Origin of the sequence: Paenibacillus sp. OK076 (genome assembly GCF_900110055.1) — a bacterium.
Lineage (GTDB): Bacteria > Bacillota > Bacilli > Paenibacillales > Paenibacillaceae > Paenibacillus.
On sequence record NZ_FOCH01000001.1, the window covers coordinates 47,242 to 63,383 of the forward strand.

Below are 16,142 nucleotides of genomic sequence, written 5' to 3' on the forward strand. Positions count from 1 at the left end.
TGGGGCAGATTCACGTAAAATGAACAAAAATGAATGTCAGTATCAATTCAGATCATAGATAACAAGCAGGTGATCAGGGCATGGATGCAGGAGATTTGAGAATATTTCAGGCGGTTGCCCGCGAAGGCAGTATCAGCAAAGCAGCAGTAGCGCTGAATTATGTGCAATCCAATGTAACAACACGAATTAAACAGTTGGAAGATCAGCTGCAGGTACCGCTGTTTCATCGCTCCAACCGGGGCATGTCGCTCACACCAGCGGGTGAGAATTTGCTGGGATATGCGGATAAAATATTACATTTATTATATGAAGCGGAGCAGGCAACGCAGATCGGAAATCCACCTTCAGGTATGCTTCGTGTTGGTGCGATTGAGACCGCAGTCTCCAGTTATCTGACGCCGCTGCTCGCTGAATACCGTTTATGTTACCCCGAGGTTCAGCATTCGTTAATTACAGGGGGTACACATGAACTCAATCAGAAGGTCATTCAACATGAGCTGCATGGGGTTTTAATATATGGCCCGGTCGACCACCCTGAGCTGAACTATATGAAAGTGTACGACGAAGAATTGGTGCTGATTGCCGAACCCGGGACCCATAAAATGCATGATTTATTGCGTAAACCCATGTTATTCTTTGAAGTAGGGTGTACTCATCGCGAACAGGCAGAAGCCTTTTTGCAAGATCAAGGCGTGCACACCCTCAATGTCACGGAATACGGAACACTGGACACTATTCTGAATGGCGTATCTGCCGGGTTGGGTGTGTCATTGCTCCCACGCTCCTCGGTTACTAAAGCAGAGCGAAGAGGCGAGGTTGCAGTGTTATCTTTGCCTGATCCGTACCGCAGGTTGGAAGTGGGATTTGTGCATTCCCGGAGTGAGCATCTATCCGGGGCGCTGGGTGCATTGGTGCAGATGATAACGAACAAAAAAACCAGGACAATAAAGGAGTAAATAACCTTGAAGAATACAGAGTTAACATTAGCGGAAGCTTTTAATCAGGCAGAGTTTATTATAGGCGGTCACGGAAGTCGTAAAGTCAAAGTGCTTCAGAAAGCGCTGGAGCAGGTGGATGGGGAACAGTATAGTGATCATTATGGCAACGGTAAAATTATTGATCAATTCCAGCAGCAGATGGCTGACGTTCTGGGCAAGGAATCGGCTGTATTTTTCCCCAGTGGTACGATGGCACAGCAAATCGCCTTGCGTATCTGGTGTGACCGTAAGGGCATCAAGCGGGTAGCCTATCATCCTTTATCTCATCTGGAAATCCATGAGGAAGACGGACTGAAGGAACTGCATCAGATTGAAACCATTTTGCTGGCGGACGAGGACCGACTGATTCGATTGGAAGATGTAGAGGGGATGAATGAGGAAATTTCCTGCCTGCTGCTTGAACTGCCTCAACGCGAGATTGGTGGACAATTGCCTGCCTATGAAGAGTTGGAGGCAATCTCGGCTTATTGCCGTGAACGTGGAATCAAGCTTCATCTGGACGGGGCACGCCTGTTCGAAATCACGCCTTATTATCAGAAGACACCCGCCGAGATTTGCAGTCTGTTCGATAGTGTCTACGTCTCTTTTTACAAAGGCATTGGAGGAATTGCTGGGGCTATATTGGCAGGAGATACGGATGTTATGGAAGAATCGAAAATATGGAAGCGTCGGCACGGCGGCGATCTGATCGGCCTATATCCGTATATTCTTAGTTCTCAATATTATTTCAATGAACGGAATGGCAAAATGGGGCTTTATTATGAGCAGGCCAAAGAACTTGCTTCCTTGTTAAATGCGTGTCACGGTATACGTACATTGCCAGAAGTACCCGTCTCCAATATGTTTCACGTACATTTCCCCTTGGCCCAAGCCGAGGTGGAGCGTATTCTGGCATTCATGACACAGCAATTCGGCTTAGGGTTTACTTCATACTTGCAGCAGACCAGTGCTCATAGCTGTGCCTTTGAATTGTCAACGGGGGATCGTTATCAGAATGTACCCAAGGACAAGCTGCATTCAGCGCTGCAATGGTTGGATGAAGAACTGCGGAAACATGTGAACTAAAATAAAGCTATGCTAATTCTGCCTTATCCACTTGTTGGATAGGGCATTTTTGTTGCAGGAAAAGAAAGATAGCTGACGAAAAGTACTTTAATGCAGTAATAACAGCAATAATGCAGCTTCTAGTATCATCGCGTCGTTAATAGTGAACATATTCGTGGACCACAATTTCATTGATTTTCATTTATAAGGAGGAGTTCAAGTGGAGTCAATACGTTTGGAGTCCATTCGTGATCTTTTGGTGGAAGCATACAATACAACCATGGGAGAAGGGTGTACTCCTGAAACGCAACAAAGCATTGAGGATTTTGAGCAAAAGTTTAATGTGAAATTGCCCGCAGTGTATCGTGAGCTCTTGCTTGAATTTGGTGCATGCAACTTCGGCGATCCTGCCGTGTATTCGGTGAAAGAATTGAATTGGGCATATCCCGAGTTCCTGGAAGTATACCGTGAATATGAGAAGGAATACGAGTTGCCCGCTGAGTTGCAACCATTTCCAATTGGTGGGTTTGGCGAAGGAAGCATTGCTATACTGGATCAAAATTCTGGCAAGGTTCTGATGTTAATCCACGATGCGGGAGAACTACCTCTTCGTGAGATAGCCGTGGACTTTAATGAATTAATGACGATGCTGGCTGAATCAGCCGTTTGGGTTCAGGAACAGATGAAGTAAGAGGTCAGACAGAAGGGAAGTACATCAGGCGAATGGATATCCGAAAATTACGATACTTTATCACCGTGGCGGAGGAGCTTCATTTCCACCGTGCGGCAGAGAAATTAAATATGACGCAGCCGCCGCTGAGCCAGCAGATTCAGAATCTGGAAGAAGAGCTTGGCGTGAAGCTGTTGGAACGCACGAAAAAAATGGTTCGTCTCACGGCGGCAGGTGCCGTATTTCTGGAACAGGCGAGGCTGATCATGGCCCAACTTGAACGCTCCATCCAGCTTACGCAGAAGGCTGACCAGGGCATCATTGGACATTTAACGGTTGCTTTTGTGGATTCTGCTTCGGGGAGTATTATGGTCGATGTGCTGAGAAAATTCCGAGCTGCGTACCCGCAGATTGAACTTACGTTGCGCGAGATGACCTCGTCCGAACAATTGCAGGCACTAGCAGATGGACAGATCCATATTGGATTTTTGCGGTATCCGGATCATAACGGACATTTGTCGTTCCGGGTCTGTCAGACGGAAACATTACTTGCAGTGCTGCCAGACCATCACCCTTTAGCTTCACAGACTCAGGTGTCAATCACTGAGCTGGCGGACGAAGATTTTATTTTATTCCCGCGGCATCTGGGGTCTCCGTTTCATCGTCTCGTTCTGGATTATTGCAGGGAGCATGGTGTAGATCCTCGTATTACACAGGAAGCCATTCAGATGTACACGATTGTGAATCTCGTGGCAGCGGGCATGGGCATCTCCATCGTTCCTTCTTCAGTAGATGTGTTTGAGCGGAGGGGTGTGGTATTTCTACCACTAATAGAAAGTCCGCCCTCCGTACCGTTATACACGGCATGGCGGACGGACATGAATCAGGAAGTGATTTCCCGTTTTATGAATATTGTAGATGAAATTGTTGAAGGGGAATATAAGTTGAACAAAAAATGATTTACACTAGCACTTCGATGACAGAACAACCTTCCAATCGGAAAATCTGGGGATAAGCGTATGCTTCCGATGCAGCTTTCTTGTAGAAAGCTTGTAACTTCGCTTTTTCAGGTTTTTTCTGTCCTCTCCGTTGTCGTGCAAATGATTAGTCCAACTTATATAGTATGGTTAGAGTAGTTTAAGAAGAGCTACTAACCCGTCTTGGCAGGGTCTCTTTCAATCCACTCACCCAATATTTCATCAATGCGGGACAGGATGTCCCGATCCAGTTGAACACCAGAGGCTTTTACATTCTCAAGAACTTGTTCTGGACGAGATGCGCCAATAATGACGGATGACACATACGAATGCTGGAGAACCCAGGCGACGGCAAGTTGAGGGAGCGTCAGCCCGATGTCTTTCGCCAATGGAATAAGCTGCTGAACAGCAGTCAGAACGTCGTCACGTAACCACCGACCAGCAAGATTGTTGAAAAAGGGTGCTCCAGCCTCGGCCGCTGCACGTGATCCGGCTGGGATCGCTTCATGCGGGATATATTTACCCGATAGTATGCCCTGAGCCAGGGGAGACCATGTAATGTGGCCCAGACCTGCTTGTGTACTTGCTGGCACAACTTCCTGCTCAATAACACGCCATAACATCGAATACTGTGGTTGGCTCGCAATAAAGGGCACGCGAAGCTCCTTAGCAAATGCGGAAGCCTCTTCAATCTGAGCAGCAGTCCATTCGCTAACTCCAATATAGTGAACCTTGCCCTGACGAACCAGATCGGCAAATGCAAGGAATGTTTCCTCCAGCGGCGTATTTGGATCATAACGGTGAGCATAATAGACGTCGATATAATCGGTTTGCAATCTTTGCAATGAAGCGTTGCAGGCCTCCATGATATGTTTGCGGGAAAGTCCTCTGTCGTTGCGACCTGAGCCGGTTGGATGACAGACTTTGGTGCACAGTTCAATACTTTCTCTTCGGATCTCCTTAAGAGCATGTCCCAACACAGTTTCTGCCTTGGTATTGGAATAGACGTCTGCCGTATCAAATGTCGTGATACCTGCCTCCAAAGCAGCCTGAACACAGGCTTTTGCGATTCCATCATCCACTTGTGCTCCATGTGTAATCCAGTTCCCCAGTGAAATTTCACTGACGGTTAGACCGCTGTTTCCTAATTTGCGATATTCCATTCGTGACGCCTCCCTAAGTAATCTGGACTCCATTGTAGCAATGGCAGATTAATAGGTGAAATGTCTTTTAACCTCATCTTTGATACGAAAAAGATATCACTGAGTTTTCTCTTGTAACAAAAACGTATAGTTAGGCTTGCTCATTGTTCCTGCATGTATTTGCGATAGAGGGCAGGCGTAATCTCCTCAAATTTTTTGAATATTCTGATAAAATAACCCGATTCATTGAACCCCAGTTCATCACTGATCTGCGACACGGGCATGTCCGTAACCTCCAGCAATTGCTTGGCCCATTTGATTTTGAGTCGTGCAATATAAGTCGTGAAGTTCTCTCCCGTTTCCTTGGCAAACAGCCTGCTGAAATAACTTGGACTCAGGTGGCACAGATCGGCCATTTGTTTGAGTGAGACTTGCTCACTCTTGTGACTGTGAATATATTCAAAAGCAGGTTGGAGCACCGGGCTGGAACTCTCAGTATCGCTTGGGCTGTTTTTAAGATAGGCATCCGCAATCGCATTGGTCATTTCTTTTTTGATCGACTCAATATTACGGATGGAGTATCCAGGCAGAATCGTGGACAGATTCAGAGACTCCTGATGCCCCGAAGCTTTCTCGAACATTTCCACCAGCAAATTTTTGTTCAGTGCTTCCTCCACAATGTAGTTACAAAGTAAAGAAAGCATGTTGGAAATTTTCACAACCTCTTCATAGGTCATGACCGGCAGCTGGTCATAATCGTCCTGTAATTCCTTTAGCTTCGCAGCATGCATTGGCACGTTCTTGGACGTGACGATCTGTTCCAGTTCCGTACCTTTCTCCGGGTCAGCGAGCTTAACTTGTCCTGCCATTACGGCACCGATATATTTCCCATCAATCGTGATTGGAATCGCAATGTCCACGATATTGAAATGACACAGGTAAACATAAGGCTCATTCAATCGAACGGCTTCCAGACCACCTCGGGAATCACATTTCTGGCAGTAGGGGAGCAGTTCGGGATCTTTGCGAACATTTTGGCAAAAGGACTGACAGCTGCTATGGCTGGTTACGGGAATGCCTTTATAGTCGACGGTTAGAATAGCCAGCTTGGTCACGGTGGCAAGGGAATCCTGTAGACGCTTCCATTTATTCAAATCAAGGATTTTATTGATATGCAGATATTCTTTAATCATGAATGGAACCCTCCATAGCTAACCTGATGAAAGATTTTGTTCGTTAAAAGTTAGCAAGTTGTACATATTAAGATGAGATAATGACGGGTAATGTATAGAAGATGTCAAAAATTAACCTATCGCATGACAATAAGATACCATGTTTCCGTTGAAAAGCAAAAAATTACGATTGCAAATTATAATAATTTGTTATCAAAGTCCACTGTAAACCTCACATGCATGGTATATATTTAGGTTAATTGTGAGCATTTAAAATTTAATGTATAAGTTCATCCAAGAATGACATCAGGTACCCTTGTTGTAGGTATGCAGAACATTTATGCAGTAAACGAACTTAACTTATATCATCCATAGGAGGGTCTATATCATTATGAGAAAAGCATTTATTAGCCCAACGAAGTATGTGCAAGGCGAAGACGAATTATTGAACCTCGGTTACTTTGTGAAATCCTTTGGTGAATCTGCATTGCTGATCGCACATCCGGATGATGTGCAGCGTGTAAAGGCGAAGCTCGATGCAACGGCACAGAAATTCAATATTACGTTTGTTGAAAGCGGTTTTAAAGGGGAATGTTCCCGCGAGGAAGTTGCTCGTCTGCAAGAGATCGCGAAGGAAAAAGGATGTCATTGTACCATCGGTCTTGGTGGCGGTAAAGCGATCGACGCAGCCAAATGTGTGGCAGAAGGTGAAGCGCTGATTATCTGTCCTACCATCGCAGCAACGGATGCGCCAACAAGTCACTCGGCTGTGTTGTACACGCCGGAAGGTGCTTTTGATGACTACGCTTATTTCAAACAAAGCCCAAGTGTTGTTCTCGTGGACACAACGGTTATCGCAAACGCCCCAACACGTTTCCTCGTATCGGGTATGGGTGATGCATTGTCGACATACTTTGAAGCAAGAGCTACAGCGAAGTCGTACTCTCGTGTGAACGCAAGTCTGCCGATGGGCTCCCGTGAAGGATACACGCCATCCGCAGTAGGTACGAATGCAGCACTTGCCCTTGCAAAACTGTGTTATGAAATGCTGCTGACTGATGGATTGAAAGCAAAAGTAGCCAGTGACAGCAACGTCGTGACTCAAGCGCTGGAAAACATCGTTGAGACCAACATTCTGTTGTCTGGTCTTGGATTTGAAAGTGGCGGTCTGGCTGCTGCCCATGCGATCCACAACGGTTTGACTGTTCTGGAGGGTACACATCACTTCTTCCACGGTGAAAAAGTATCCTTCGGTACGATTGCACAACTCGTCCTTGAAAATGCACCAACCGAAGAGCTGCATGAAGTCATGGACTTCTGTCTCGCGGTGGGACTGCCTGTAAGCTTGGCGGATATCGGTGTAGATACCATTAGTCAGGAAGAGTTGTTAAAGGTGGCCGAGATCGCATGTATTCCGGAAGAATCCATTCACGCCATGCCGTTCCCGATTACTGTTCCTGAAGTGGCTGCTGCCATTGCGGCTGCTGACCGGATGGGACGGGACTACAAAAAAGCTCGCCGGGAGGCGAAATAAATGAAAAAAATCATCAATCAGGCTGAAAATGTTGTCATGGAAATGTGCAACGGAATTGCGCTGGCGCACCCGGAGCTTGAATTTTTGAAAAAATATAAGGTCATTAAACGCAGAGAGATTAATGGGGATAAAGTCAGCCTCATCAGTGGCGGCGGTAGTGGTCATGAACCTGCTCATGCGGGTTACGTTGGCAAAGGCATGCTGGATGCTGCGGTCTGCGGAGATGTATTCGCATCTCCTTCCCAGATTCAGGTATATCAGGCGATCAAGGCCACAGCTAGCAAGAAGGGCACGCTGCTGATTATCAAAAACTACAGCGGAGATATGATGAACTTCAAGAACGCGGCGCATCTTGCCGAGGAAGATGGCATTGACGTGCAATATGTACGGGTTGAGGATGATATTGCTGTTCAAGACAGTTTGTATACGGTAGGACGCCGCGGCGTTGCCGGAACTGTACTGGTTCACAAAATCGCTGGTGCCGCTGCCGAAGAAGGCCGCAGTCTGGCAGAGGTGAAATCCGTTGCTGAGAAAGCAGCCCTGAACGTACGCAGCATCGGATTTGGATTCACATCCTGTACCGTACCTGCCAAAGGAACACCGACATTTGAAATCGCTGAAGATGAGATGGAATTCGGTGTGGGCATTCATGGTGAGCCAGGTATTCGCCGCGAGAAATTGGTATCTGCGGATGAGCTTGCAGGACGCATGGTTGAAGCGCTGCTTGCAGATATGAAGCTGGACAACGATGCTTCTGCTGAGATTGCTGTGCTCGTCAATGGCTTTGGCGCTACACCGTTGCAGGAGCTCTATCTGCTCAACAACTCGGTTCAGCGTGAGCTGGCACAGCATTCAGGACTGAATGTAGCCACTACGTTTGTTGGCAATTACATGACGAGCATCGATATGGCAGGCGCATCGGTAACCATCCTGAAACTGGACGATGAACTGAAAACGTTGTTGTTTAAGGAAAGTGATACACCTGCTTTCAAAGTGACTGGTCCTCCAGTAGCACAAGTGACATATTCCGAAGCGTTGGAAGCCGTCGTGACTGAAGATGCGCCAGTATCCTATGAAGTGGAGACACCTGCATCTTCTGCTGTAATCAACAACAATCAATTCTCCCTGGAAAATATCGTCTACCTGATCGATAAGATGAGTGAGATCATCATTAAGAACGAAGTACCGTTCTGTGAACTGGATTCCCATGCGGGTGACGGCGACTTTGGCATGAGCGTAGCAAAGGGCTTCAGACAGCTCAAGCGTGAATGGAACCATATCTTGAATGAAGAGAAAAAGAATATCGGTTCATTCCTCGATGCATGCTCTCTTGTCATTATGGAATACTGCGGCGGTGCCTCCGGTCCAATCTGGGGTTCGGCATTCCGGGCGGCAGGCAAAGCCGTTGGGGACAAGCAGCAATTGAACGTTGCAGAGTTCGCTGACATGATGCAGGCGGCAGTACAAGGCATTCAATCTACAGGGGAGCGCTCCTTCGGACGTGGTGCCGTTGTAGGTGACAAGACATTAATTGACGCACTTGTTCCTTGTGCAGATTCATGGACGCAAAGTGCGAAGTATGGAGATAACTTCCAAACGGCGTTTGCCAAAGGTGCTGAAGCCGCGGTAGAAGGCGCGAAGAAAACAGAAGACATTGTGGCACGCATGGGCCGCGCGGGTGCTGTTGGCGATCGCAGTCTCGGATACCCGGATGCTGGCGCCTATGCGCTGGGTGTTATTTTCACAGAGCTATCCGAGTCAATGAAATAAATATGGAGTGCAACGAGATTACACTTGGCCACTCCGATTGCAGACCATACTTGATTTAGACACTCAGGAACTACACAGACAGAAAACCTTTCGATCTCTCTTACCCCCGGATTTCAATGATTTTCCCCTGAAGGGAGAAATCCGGTGATAAAGGAGCACGCTCCGCTTCTTCAGGTCCTTTCTGTCTGTTTCGCTCTTGTGTCTATACCAAATTAATATGACTGCATCTTGTTTTGGTGTAATCATAGGTACAAACCATATCCAACGTTTCATTAAACGTGGATAGTGGATATAAGTAAGGAGACCGCTCTGTAGCTTGGCTTACAGAGCGGTCTTTTTTTGATATGGAAAAGCGAAGATGTGAGTCGGAAAATTTGGCTTGGCGGTTCCAGATAGTGTAATCTGGAGAGTATGGACAGCCATTTGAAAGAGAAGGGATCGGGATGATTCGATGACGCAAAAAATCTATTATGACTCGGCATACACACGCGAGTGGCATACACAAATTACAGGCAGAGTGGACAAGGAAGACGGTATATATGTGACGCTGGCAGAGACGGCTTTTTATCCGCATGGGGGTGGACAGCCTTGTGATCTGGGACAGATCGGCGGCATGGATGTGTTGGATGTAATTAGTGAAAATGATGAGGTGCTGCACAAGCTGGAGCGTGCGCCGGAGCAGAATGACGTGGATTGCCACATCGATTGGCAGCGCAGATTCGATCATATGCAGCAGCATAGCGGGCAGCATTTGCTATCGGCTATTGCGCTGAAACTGGCAGATGCGATGACGTTCAGTTTTCATCTGGGCACAGATTATATCACGATTGATGTGGCCGCAGCCGAATTGGGAGCGAACCAACTGGCTGCCATTGAAATGGAGGTCAATCAGCAGATATACCGAAATGCCAAAATCAGCAGTTCCTGGGTCACAGCGGAAGAAGCGGCCCGTCTGCCGCTGGTGAAGCAGCCTTCCGTCACCGAAGATATTCGCATCGTGGAAATCGAGGGTGTGGAATATAACGCTTGTGGTGGAACACATGTGTCAGCCACTGGCGAGATCGGGATCATTAAACTGTTGAAAACCGAGAAAGTGAAGGGCGGCACCCGGATTTATTTTAAATGTGGATACCGAGCACTGAATGAGTTCAACGCCGCGCAAAGCGTACTGACCGGAATTACAGCCAAATTGAAGACGAGCCGGGAAGAGCTGACGGATCGGATCGACAAAATGGAAGCAGAACAAAAGCAGCTGCAAGCAGAGCTGAACGTGGTGAAAGCTTCCAATGACGCTTATTATGCGCAGGAGCTTTTATCTGCACGGGAAGGGCTTGTCATTGCCCAAATCTTTGAGGACAAATCGCTCAAGGATATGCAGAGTCTGGCAACCAAGCTGACATCAGAACATGAAGGCCTTGTACTCTTTGCGAGCATCTCGGAGGCCAAGGTTGTATTGGCGCAGAACGGGCAGCCGCCAGAGTGGGCTTGTGGACCTTTCTTCAAGGGCAATCTCGGAGCCTACCAGGGCAAAGGTGGCGGCAGCGACAAGATGGCTCAGGCGGGCTTTGCCAGCAGCGAAGATGCGCTCGCATTTTATGAATTCACGAAGGAGCAACTGGGACATCACTAATCTACCTTCCCGCTGATCGATATGGATGGGACTCGATGGATCGTGAAGCGTGATCAATAGCAGAGGAGGTGCCAACGGATGACAGAACGCATTCCGTGCATACGAGAGGGGTGCCCAAATACGATTTTGCCAGCAACGGCTGCCCGAACAGGTGGGTACTGTATGCCTTGCAAGCAGGAGATGGAACGTGAGGCACGTCAAAGATACATTGAAGCCAATCGGCGCGACGTGAACTTGTATGAGGGAATGACGGACCCTGTGGAGATTTTGAAAGTTATGCATACACGCCAGGTTCATGATCCGCTAATCCGTTATGTGGCATACGATCATTCCAAAGAAGAAGTATATCTGTCCTTGTCTGCGGAGCAGCAAGCCCTCATGATTGAGTATGCGATGCAGCTGATTCGTTCAGGGGATGATGATACAGGTAAAGATATATTGGTATATCTGGTCTGTTACCATGATACCTCGTTGTCTGCACAGATTCCTGAGCTGCTGGAGCATGAAATTGACTACCCTGCCATTTTGTATAAGAGTGCCTCGCCCGAAGTACGTGATCAACTTTTGCAGCGGGTGAACACCGATGATGAGAATCGGAATAACCTGTTGCTCATGCTCGCCTATATTGGAGATGAAGTGGTCGTACGTCAGTTCCAGCAATGGAGGCATTTGCCACCTCATTGGGCAGATCAGCTGCATGTTGCACCAGAGTACTATACAACCGAAGCCGGTTGGGAGTTAACGAATGAAGGTCAGCGCAGGGATTTATTCATCACCCCAAGTTATTCACTCTATAAAGTAAAAGGGAATGAAGGGGCAGACGACCCATCAATTGGCGATCCCATCTCCATGCTGCTGACCAGTGCCGATACCTGTGAGTGGTGTGGCAGTCAGTTAACGACCTTAATGGATTTGGATGTACGGCATCCAGCACTGCAGGACGTTGCTTGGAACAGTGAACGACTTCAAGTGCAGACTTGCATTAGTTGTAGTTGTTATGGCGTCGTTTATATGGAGATGGATTCAGCAGGTGAACCGTGCTGGAGTGCGCATAATGTGATGCCGATGGGAGCGGATAATCTTGACCCGGACGACGATGTTCAGCTTGCAGCGGATGCAGGGCAGCAGTTTCGGATTGCGACCACACCACGTCATGCGTTCCATGCCAGTGAGTGGGCGATGGAACCTTCTGCTTCCCAGATTGGGGGCCATCCCGGATGGGTTCAGGACGCGGAGTACCCGAACTGTCCATGCTGCTCTTCTAGGATGCGGGCCGTTGGACAAATAGACTGGAGCGAGGTTGAGGAATACGGGGATGGCATGTATTACATGTTCATTTGCGAGCCGTGTCAGATGACTGCGGTATCTTATCAACAATCCTGATGAGGGAACTCTAATGATCTGTTATTGCATAGATGCGATTTAAATTGTAATAAATGCTGCACACCCAAAAGGGGCGATCCTATATGTGTTCAACAGTATAGGAAGCCCCTTCGTATGATCAGGTCAACCAGATATGCTGGTTGGCCTTTTTAATAGTTGCTATAGTCGGTTAGAAAAATCTATGACATGTTATATCCTCGATACCAGCTTAGAGTTCTGCCGATGCCTGTGTCAGAAGGCCAGCGAGCCACTCATAGTCCGGCGTATCTTTTTCCTTGATCTTGATGGTTTTGCGTTCCGCAGGGCCTTCAAATATCCCATCTGGCAGATCAAGTCCGGTTGCATTGAAGATCGTGAAGGATACAGCCGGCTTGGAAGGAGAGATGACCGCCGTATATTTACCGTTTTTCAGGAAATGAGGTTTTTTGTACTGCACACGTTCCTCTACTTCAGGGATGGACTCATGTACCAACTCCCGCAGTTTACTTGCAACCTGGACTTGCCATGGTACCGTGATCTGTTCGATAAATTCAGTGACTTCCGCATTCCTATTCATGCTTGTCCACCCTCCAATTTGATCTGATTGTGTGCTTCCCATTCCGGTCTTAGAATTCCCATCCATAAGCGATCATAGCGTTTTCCATCACGATACACGGCTGATCTAGCCCGACCTTCCAACTGAAAGCCGACCTTCTCATAGGCTCGGATGCCCTTGGCATTATAGGCGATGACATCCAGACCTACCCGGTCCAGATTCAATTCATGGAAGGCATACCGCAAAATAAGATTCAACGCTTCCGTTCCGTACCCCTTGTTGCGATGCTGTGCGAGTCCAATGCCAATGGCAAGCTGTCCGCAGCGGTTGTTCCATTCAATACTGTGAATGACAACGAATCCGATCAGTTGTTCATCCTCAAGCGTTCGAAGCCGGAAGTAAACTTCCTTGTCCTTCGTCTCGCCTTCATCTTCAAGCTGCTTTTCCGAATAAGGAATGGCAATATCCGTGTCCACATTTCGCAAATATTCGGGATCTTCATTCCATTGCAGCATGGTTTGCACGTCTTCAGCACGGGGCGGGGTCATTTTCAATCGTTTGCTATAAAACAGATTTTCAGTCGATAGTGTCATGATGATCTCCTATTCACAAATTAAGTTCGCTTCACCTAGCACGACAATTAGCTATATAAATTGAACTAAAAAAGATATTTACACATGCCACTCCGATGACAGAACAACCTTCCGATCGCTGTTATCCCCAGATTTTTTGAATTCCTTTTTCAAAGGGGAAAATCCGGGGATAAAGGCGAACGCTCCGCTTCTTCAGGTTATTTCTGTCCTCTCCGTTTTCGAGTAAATATCAATTTAGCTATATGGCTGCTACGCAATATTCTTCGCTCCTTTTGGTTTCAGATAGCCTCACTATAATGGAAATTTAAGGGTATCACAATAGACATTTCGTTTGTGTTTTTGAAGTTGTTGTCAGAAAACCTGTCATGGTAGTACTATATAAATAATAGACATGTATTCATTGATATAACACACAACAAAATGTCGGCAGGAGTGGTAGATATGGAGATCAAAGTAGACGATTTGAGCGGTCATCAGGTCATTGGATTAATTGCAGAACATTTGCAGGGCATGGCAGCAGACTCGCCGCCGGAAAGCATTCACGCTCTGGATCTGGAGGGGTTAAAGAAACCTGAGATTACCTTCTGGTGCGCATGGGAAGCGGAGGAGTTGCTGGGCTGCGGCGCCATGAAGGAATTGAATTCGGAGCATGCAGAATTGAAATCGATGCGTACAGCATCGGCTCACCTGAGAAAAGGCGTAGCGAGAAAAATCCTTGCCCATATTATCGAGGTTGCCAAGGATCGGGGATATAAACGGATCAGTTTGGAGACAGGCTCGATGGATTCTTTTATTCCGGCGCGGAAACTGTATGAAGACTTTGGGTTTGTATACTGTGAGCCATTTGCAGATTATAGTTTGGACCCGAACAGCGCTTTTATGACGAAGGAATTATAAATTACATGATAGGCAAAACAACATAGCAGGAACACAGGAAACCGGCATTCTGTTGCAGACAGAACGCTGGTTTTTTGCGTGTAATGATTGTTGTCCGAAGTGGTGGATTGCAACAAATCATACATATGGGAGATCGCAAGAAGAGTAGAATGTATTCAAATGAACAAATGGGATTGCATACAGTTTGCCATGTATCATTGTGGGGTATAAAACATAGGTTATGTCAGCGACGGTTTGGGATGAATTGGCCCTAAGGAACTGCTGGGCTGATCCATGAACAATAGGGTATACTGGAAGTTATGTTTTAGAAAACATAACAGAAGATTATAGACGTTTTTTACATCAGGAGGATTTGAATTGGCTCAGACAGAAGGAACATTGCAGAAGAAACTCAAACCAAGGCATATTAGCTTTATGGCTATGGGCGGTGTCATTGGAACCGGCATTTTCAAAGGAAGCGCCGAAACGATTGGAATTGCAGGTCCAGGCGTCATTGTAACGTACATTTTTGCAGGATTATTGTTACTGGTTGTCATGGCTGCGATGGCGGAGATGGCTACGGTATACAAGAACAAAAATATGAAAGACTTTGTGCAGGAAGCGTTCGGCAGCAGAGTCTCCTTTATCATGGGATGGATGTATTGTTTCCTCTGGTTATCGGTATGTGTAATTGAGGTGATTGCAGCAGGGAGCTTTTTGCAGTATTGGTTCACGGAAGTGCCGCTGTGGATGCTGAGCTTGGCATGTGCGGTGTTTATTATACTGATTAATCTGTTGAGTGTGGGCGTATTTGGGGAATTTGAATTTTGGCTGGCGGGCATTAAAATCGCCATGATTATTATTTTTATTATCCTTGGTGCTGGTCTGATCTTCGGAATCATTCCAAGTGACAACACGCCTTATCTGCATAATTACACGCAAGCAGGCGGTTTCTTCCCTAATGGATGGTCATCGGTCTTCTCGGCATTATTGGTCGTGATGTTCTCGTATGGAGGATCGGAGCTGATTGGACTCACCTTAACGGAGACGGAAAATGCGGACAAGGTGATGCCTAAGATTGTGGGCAACTTTATGCTGAGAATTATTTTATTTTTCACGCTGCCGATTCTCATCATCTGTGGACTCATTCCGTGGAATGAAATTGGACCGGAGAGCAGTCCGTTTGTACAGGTGCTTGCCTCCACGGGACTACCCGGAGCCGCTCATATTATGAACTTTATTTTGGTAACCGCTGTGCTGTCTGCTGCGAATTCGGGCATTTACGGCGCATCCCGTATGATGCATTCCATGGCGGTAGGTGGTGAAGCTCCCAAGGCATTATCACAAACGAATCGCAACGGCAGTCCGGTAAATACACTGCTGGTATGTGCTGTGATTCTGCTTGGGGGCTCCATGCTGGGGCTGTTCGCACAAGACCAGCTCTTCCGCGTGCTGCTGGCGGTTCCGGGGTTTGTCGTGATGCTCGTGTGGATCTGTATTGCCACCTCACAGCTGAAGCTGCGCAAGAGGTATCCGGTACAGCCGACATTTAAGGTCTGGGGATTTCCTTACGTAACTGGAGCTGCTGTGCTCTGTCTTGGCGTGATTGCAGTCATGTTCGTATTTGATGAAGGCAACCGTTTCAGCATCAGCATCTGTCTAACTGTACTCGTGTTACTGATCCTCTGGTCTCTGATTCGATTCAGAAAGAACCATGGGCAAGAAGTTTAGTGTTTGTAGAAGAATCATAATAGCTACGCAGTAACAAGACATCTCAGCGTTCACGCTGGGGTGTTTTTTTTGAGAAAGAAAGTTTTA

14 protein-coding genes are annotated in these 16,142 nt (G+C 47.1%); 10 read left to right on the top strand and 4 right to left on the bottom strand.

Translation table 11 applies throughout. The features are described 5' to 3' along the window. Window positions 1-80 precede the first annotated feature (80 nt). The 4 genes from BMY78_RS00200 (at window position 81) to BMY78_RS00215 (ending at window position 3,671) form a co-directional block, all read left to right on the top strand. Window positions 81-956: a LysR family transcriptional regulator gene (locus tag BMY78_RS00200; RefSeq protein ID WP_090893506.1), complete on the top strand. Its 876-nt coding sequence runs from the start codon at window positions 81-83 to the stop codon at window positions 954-956. Window positions 957-962: 6 nt separating this feature from the next. Beyond that, window positions 963-2,063 carry a threonine aldolase family protein gene (locus BMY78_RS00205; RefSeq protein ID WP_090893507.1) on the top strand — a complete coding sequence of 367 codons (1,101 nt, stop codon included), beginning with the start codon at window positions 963-965 and terminating at the stop codon, window positions 2,061-2,063. A gap of 199 nt (window positions 2,064-2,262) precedes the next feature. Further along, window positions 2,263-2,733 carry an SMI1/KNR4 family protein gene (locus BMY78_RS00210; RefSeq protein ID WP_090893508.1) on the top strand — a complete coding sequence of 157 codons (471 nt, stop codon included), beginning with the start codon at window positions 2,263-2,265 and terminating at the stop codon, window positions 2,731-2,733. Between the two features lie 32 nt (window positions 2,734-2,765). Next, on the top strand, window positions 2,766-3,671 hold the full coding sequence (locus tag BMY78_RS00215) for a LysR substrate-binding domain-containing protein (protein ID WP_090893510.1): 906 nt from the start codon (window positions 2,766-2,768) through the stop codon (window positions 3,669-3,671). A 191-nt stretch (window positions 3,672-3,862) separates the two neighbouring features. Here the strand turns inward: BMY78_RS00215 and BMY78_RS00220 are convergent, their stop codons facing one another. Together BMY78_RS00220 and BMY78_RS00225 are read right to left on the bottom strand one after the other, a co-directional pair. Continuing rightward, window positions 3,863-4,852: an aldo/keto reductase family protein gene (locus BMY78_RS00220; RefSeq protein WP_090893512.1), complete on the bottom strand. Its 990-nt coding sequence runs from the start codon at window positions 4,850-4,852 to the stop codon at window positions 3,863-3,865. A gap of 140 nt (window positions 4,853-4,992) precedes the next feature. Further along, the gene (locus tag BMY78_RS00225) at window positions 4,993-6,024 is read right to left on the bottom strand and encodes a PocR ligand-binding domain-containing protein (protein WP_090893515.1); all 1,032 of its coding nucleotides are present in this window, start codon (window positions 6,022-6,024) and stop codon (window positions 4,993-4,995) included. A 370-nt stretch (window positions 6,025-6,394) separates the two neighbouring features. Between BMY78_RS00225 and BMY78_RS00230 the strand changes: the two genes are divergently transcribed. The 4 genes from BMY78_RS00230 (at window position 6,395) to BMY78_RS00245 (ending at window position 12,320) form a co-directional block, all read left to right on the top strand. Further along, on the top strand, window positions 6,395-7,537 hold the full coding sequence (locus BMY78_RS00230; protein ID WP_090893517.1) for a glycerol dehydrogenase: 1,143 nt from the start codon (window positions 6,395-6,397) through the stop codon (window positions 7,535-7,537). After that, complete coding sequence (gene dhaK, locus BMY78_RS00235; RefSeq protein ID WP_090893518.1) at window positions 7,538-9,307, top strand: dihydroxyacetone kinase subunit DhaK; 1,770 nt, start codon at window positions 7,538-7,540, stop codon at window positions 9,305-9,307. A 451-nt stretch (window positions 9,308-9,758) separates the two neighbouring features. Continuing rightward, on the top strand, window positions 9,759-10,937 hold the full coding sequence (locus BMY78_RS00240) for an alanyl-tRNA editing protein (RefSeq protein ID WP_090893520.1): 1,179 nt from the start codon (window positions 9,759-9,761) through the stop codon (window positions 10,935-10,937). Window positions 10,938-11,015: 78 nt separating this feature from the next. Next, complete coding sequence (locus tag BMY78_RS00245; RefSeq protein WP_090893522.1) at window positions 11,016-12,320, top strand: DUF1963 domain-containing protein; 1,305 nt, start codon at window positions 11,016-11,018, stop codon at window positions 12,318-12,320. Window positions 12,321-12,528: 208 nt separating this feature from the next. Here the strand turns inward: BMY78_RS00245 and BMY78_RS00250 are convergent, their stop codons facing one another. Next, on the bottom strand, window positions 12,529-12,876 hold the full coding sequence (locus tag BMY78_RS00250; protein WP_090893524.1) for a DUF1801 domain-containing protein: 348 nt from the start codon (window positions 12,874-12,876) through the stop codon (window positions 12,529-12,531). Then, a complete protein-coding gene (locus BMY78_RS00255) occupies window positions 12,873-13,448 on the bottom strand; it encodes a GNAT family N-acetyltransferase (protein WP_177185617.1) in 576 nt (191 codons plus the stop codon). The genes BMY78_RS00250 and BMY78_RS00255 overlap by 4 nt, the downstream gene beginning before the upstream one ends. A gap of 441 nt (window positions 13,449-13,889) precedes the next feature. Here BMY78_RS00255 and BMY78_RS00260 point away from each other — a divergent pair, with 441 nt between their 5' ends. Beyond that, complete coding sequence (locus BMY78_RS00260; protein ID WP_090893526.1) at window positions 13,890-14,345, top strand: GNAT family N-acetyltransferase; 456 nt, start codon at window positions 13,890-13,892, stop codon at window positions 14,343-14,345. Window positions 14,346-14,702: 357 nt separating this feature from the next. After that, window positions 14,703-16,055, top strand: a complete 1,353-nt coding sequence (locus BMY78_RS00265; protein ID WP_143066992.1) for an amino acid permease — start codon at window positions 14,703-14,705, stop codon at window positions 16,053-16,055. Window positions 16,056-16,142: the final 87 nt, after the last annotated feature.

Bases quoted from the DNA above. Each gene is read 5' to 3' on its own strand.
- BMY78_RS00250 (WP_090893524.1), bottom strand. From the start codon at position 12,876: ATGAATAGGAATGCGGAAGTCACTGAATTTATCGAACAGATCACGGTA.
- BMY78_RS00215 (WP_090893510.1), top strand. From the start codon at position 2,766: ATGGATATCCGAAAATTACGATACTTTATCACCGTGGCGGAGGAGCTT.
- BMY78_RS00260 (WP_090893526.1), top strand. From the start codon at position 13,890: ATGGAGATCAAAGTAGACGATTTGAGCGGTCATCAGGTCATTGGATTA.
- BMY78_RS00240 (WP_090893520.1), top strand. From the start codon at position 9,759: ATGACGCAAAAAATCTATTATGACTCGGCATACACACGCGAGTGGCAT.
- BMY78_RS00255 (WP_177185617.1), bottom strand. From the start codon at position 13,448: ATGACACTATCGACTGAAAATCTGTTTTATAGCAAACGATTGAAAATG.
- BMY78_RS00230 (WP_090893517.1), top strand. From the start codon at position 6,395: ATGAGAAAAGCATTTATTAGCCCAACGAAGTATGTGCAAGGCGAAGAC.
- BMY78_RS00245 (WP_090893522.1), top strand. From the start codon at position 11,016: ATGACAGAACGCATTCCGTGCATACGAGAGGGGTGCCCAAATACGATT.
- dhaK (WP_090893518.1), top strand. From the start codon at position 7,538: ATGAAAAAAATCATCAATCAGGCTGAAAATGTTGTCATGGAAATGTGC.
- BMY78_RS00225 (WP_090893515.1), bottom strand. From the start codon at position 6,024: ATGATTAAAGAATATCTGCATATCAATAAAATCCTTGATTTGAATAAA.
- BMY78_RS00200 (WP_090893506.1), top strand. From the start codon at position 81: ATGGATGCAGGAGATTTGAGAATATTTCAGGCGGTTGCCCGCGAAGGC.
- BMY78_RS00220 (WP_090893512.1), bottom strand. From the start codon at position 4,852: ATGGAATATCGCAAATTAGGAAACAGCGGTCTAACCGTCAGTGAAATT.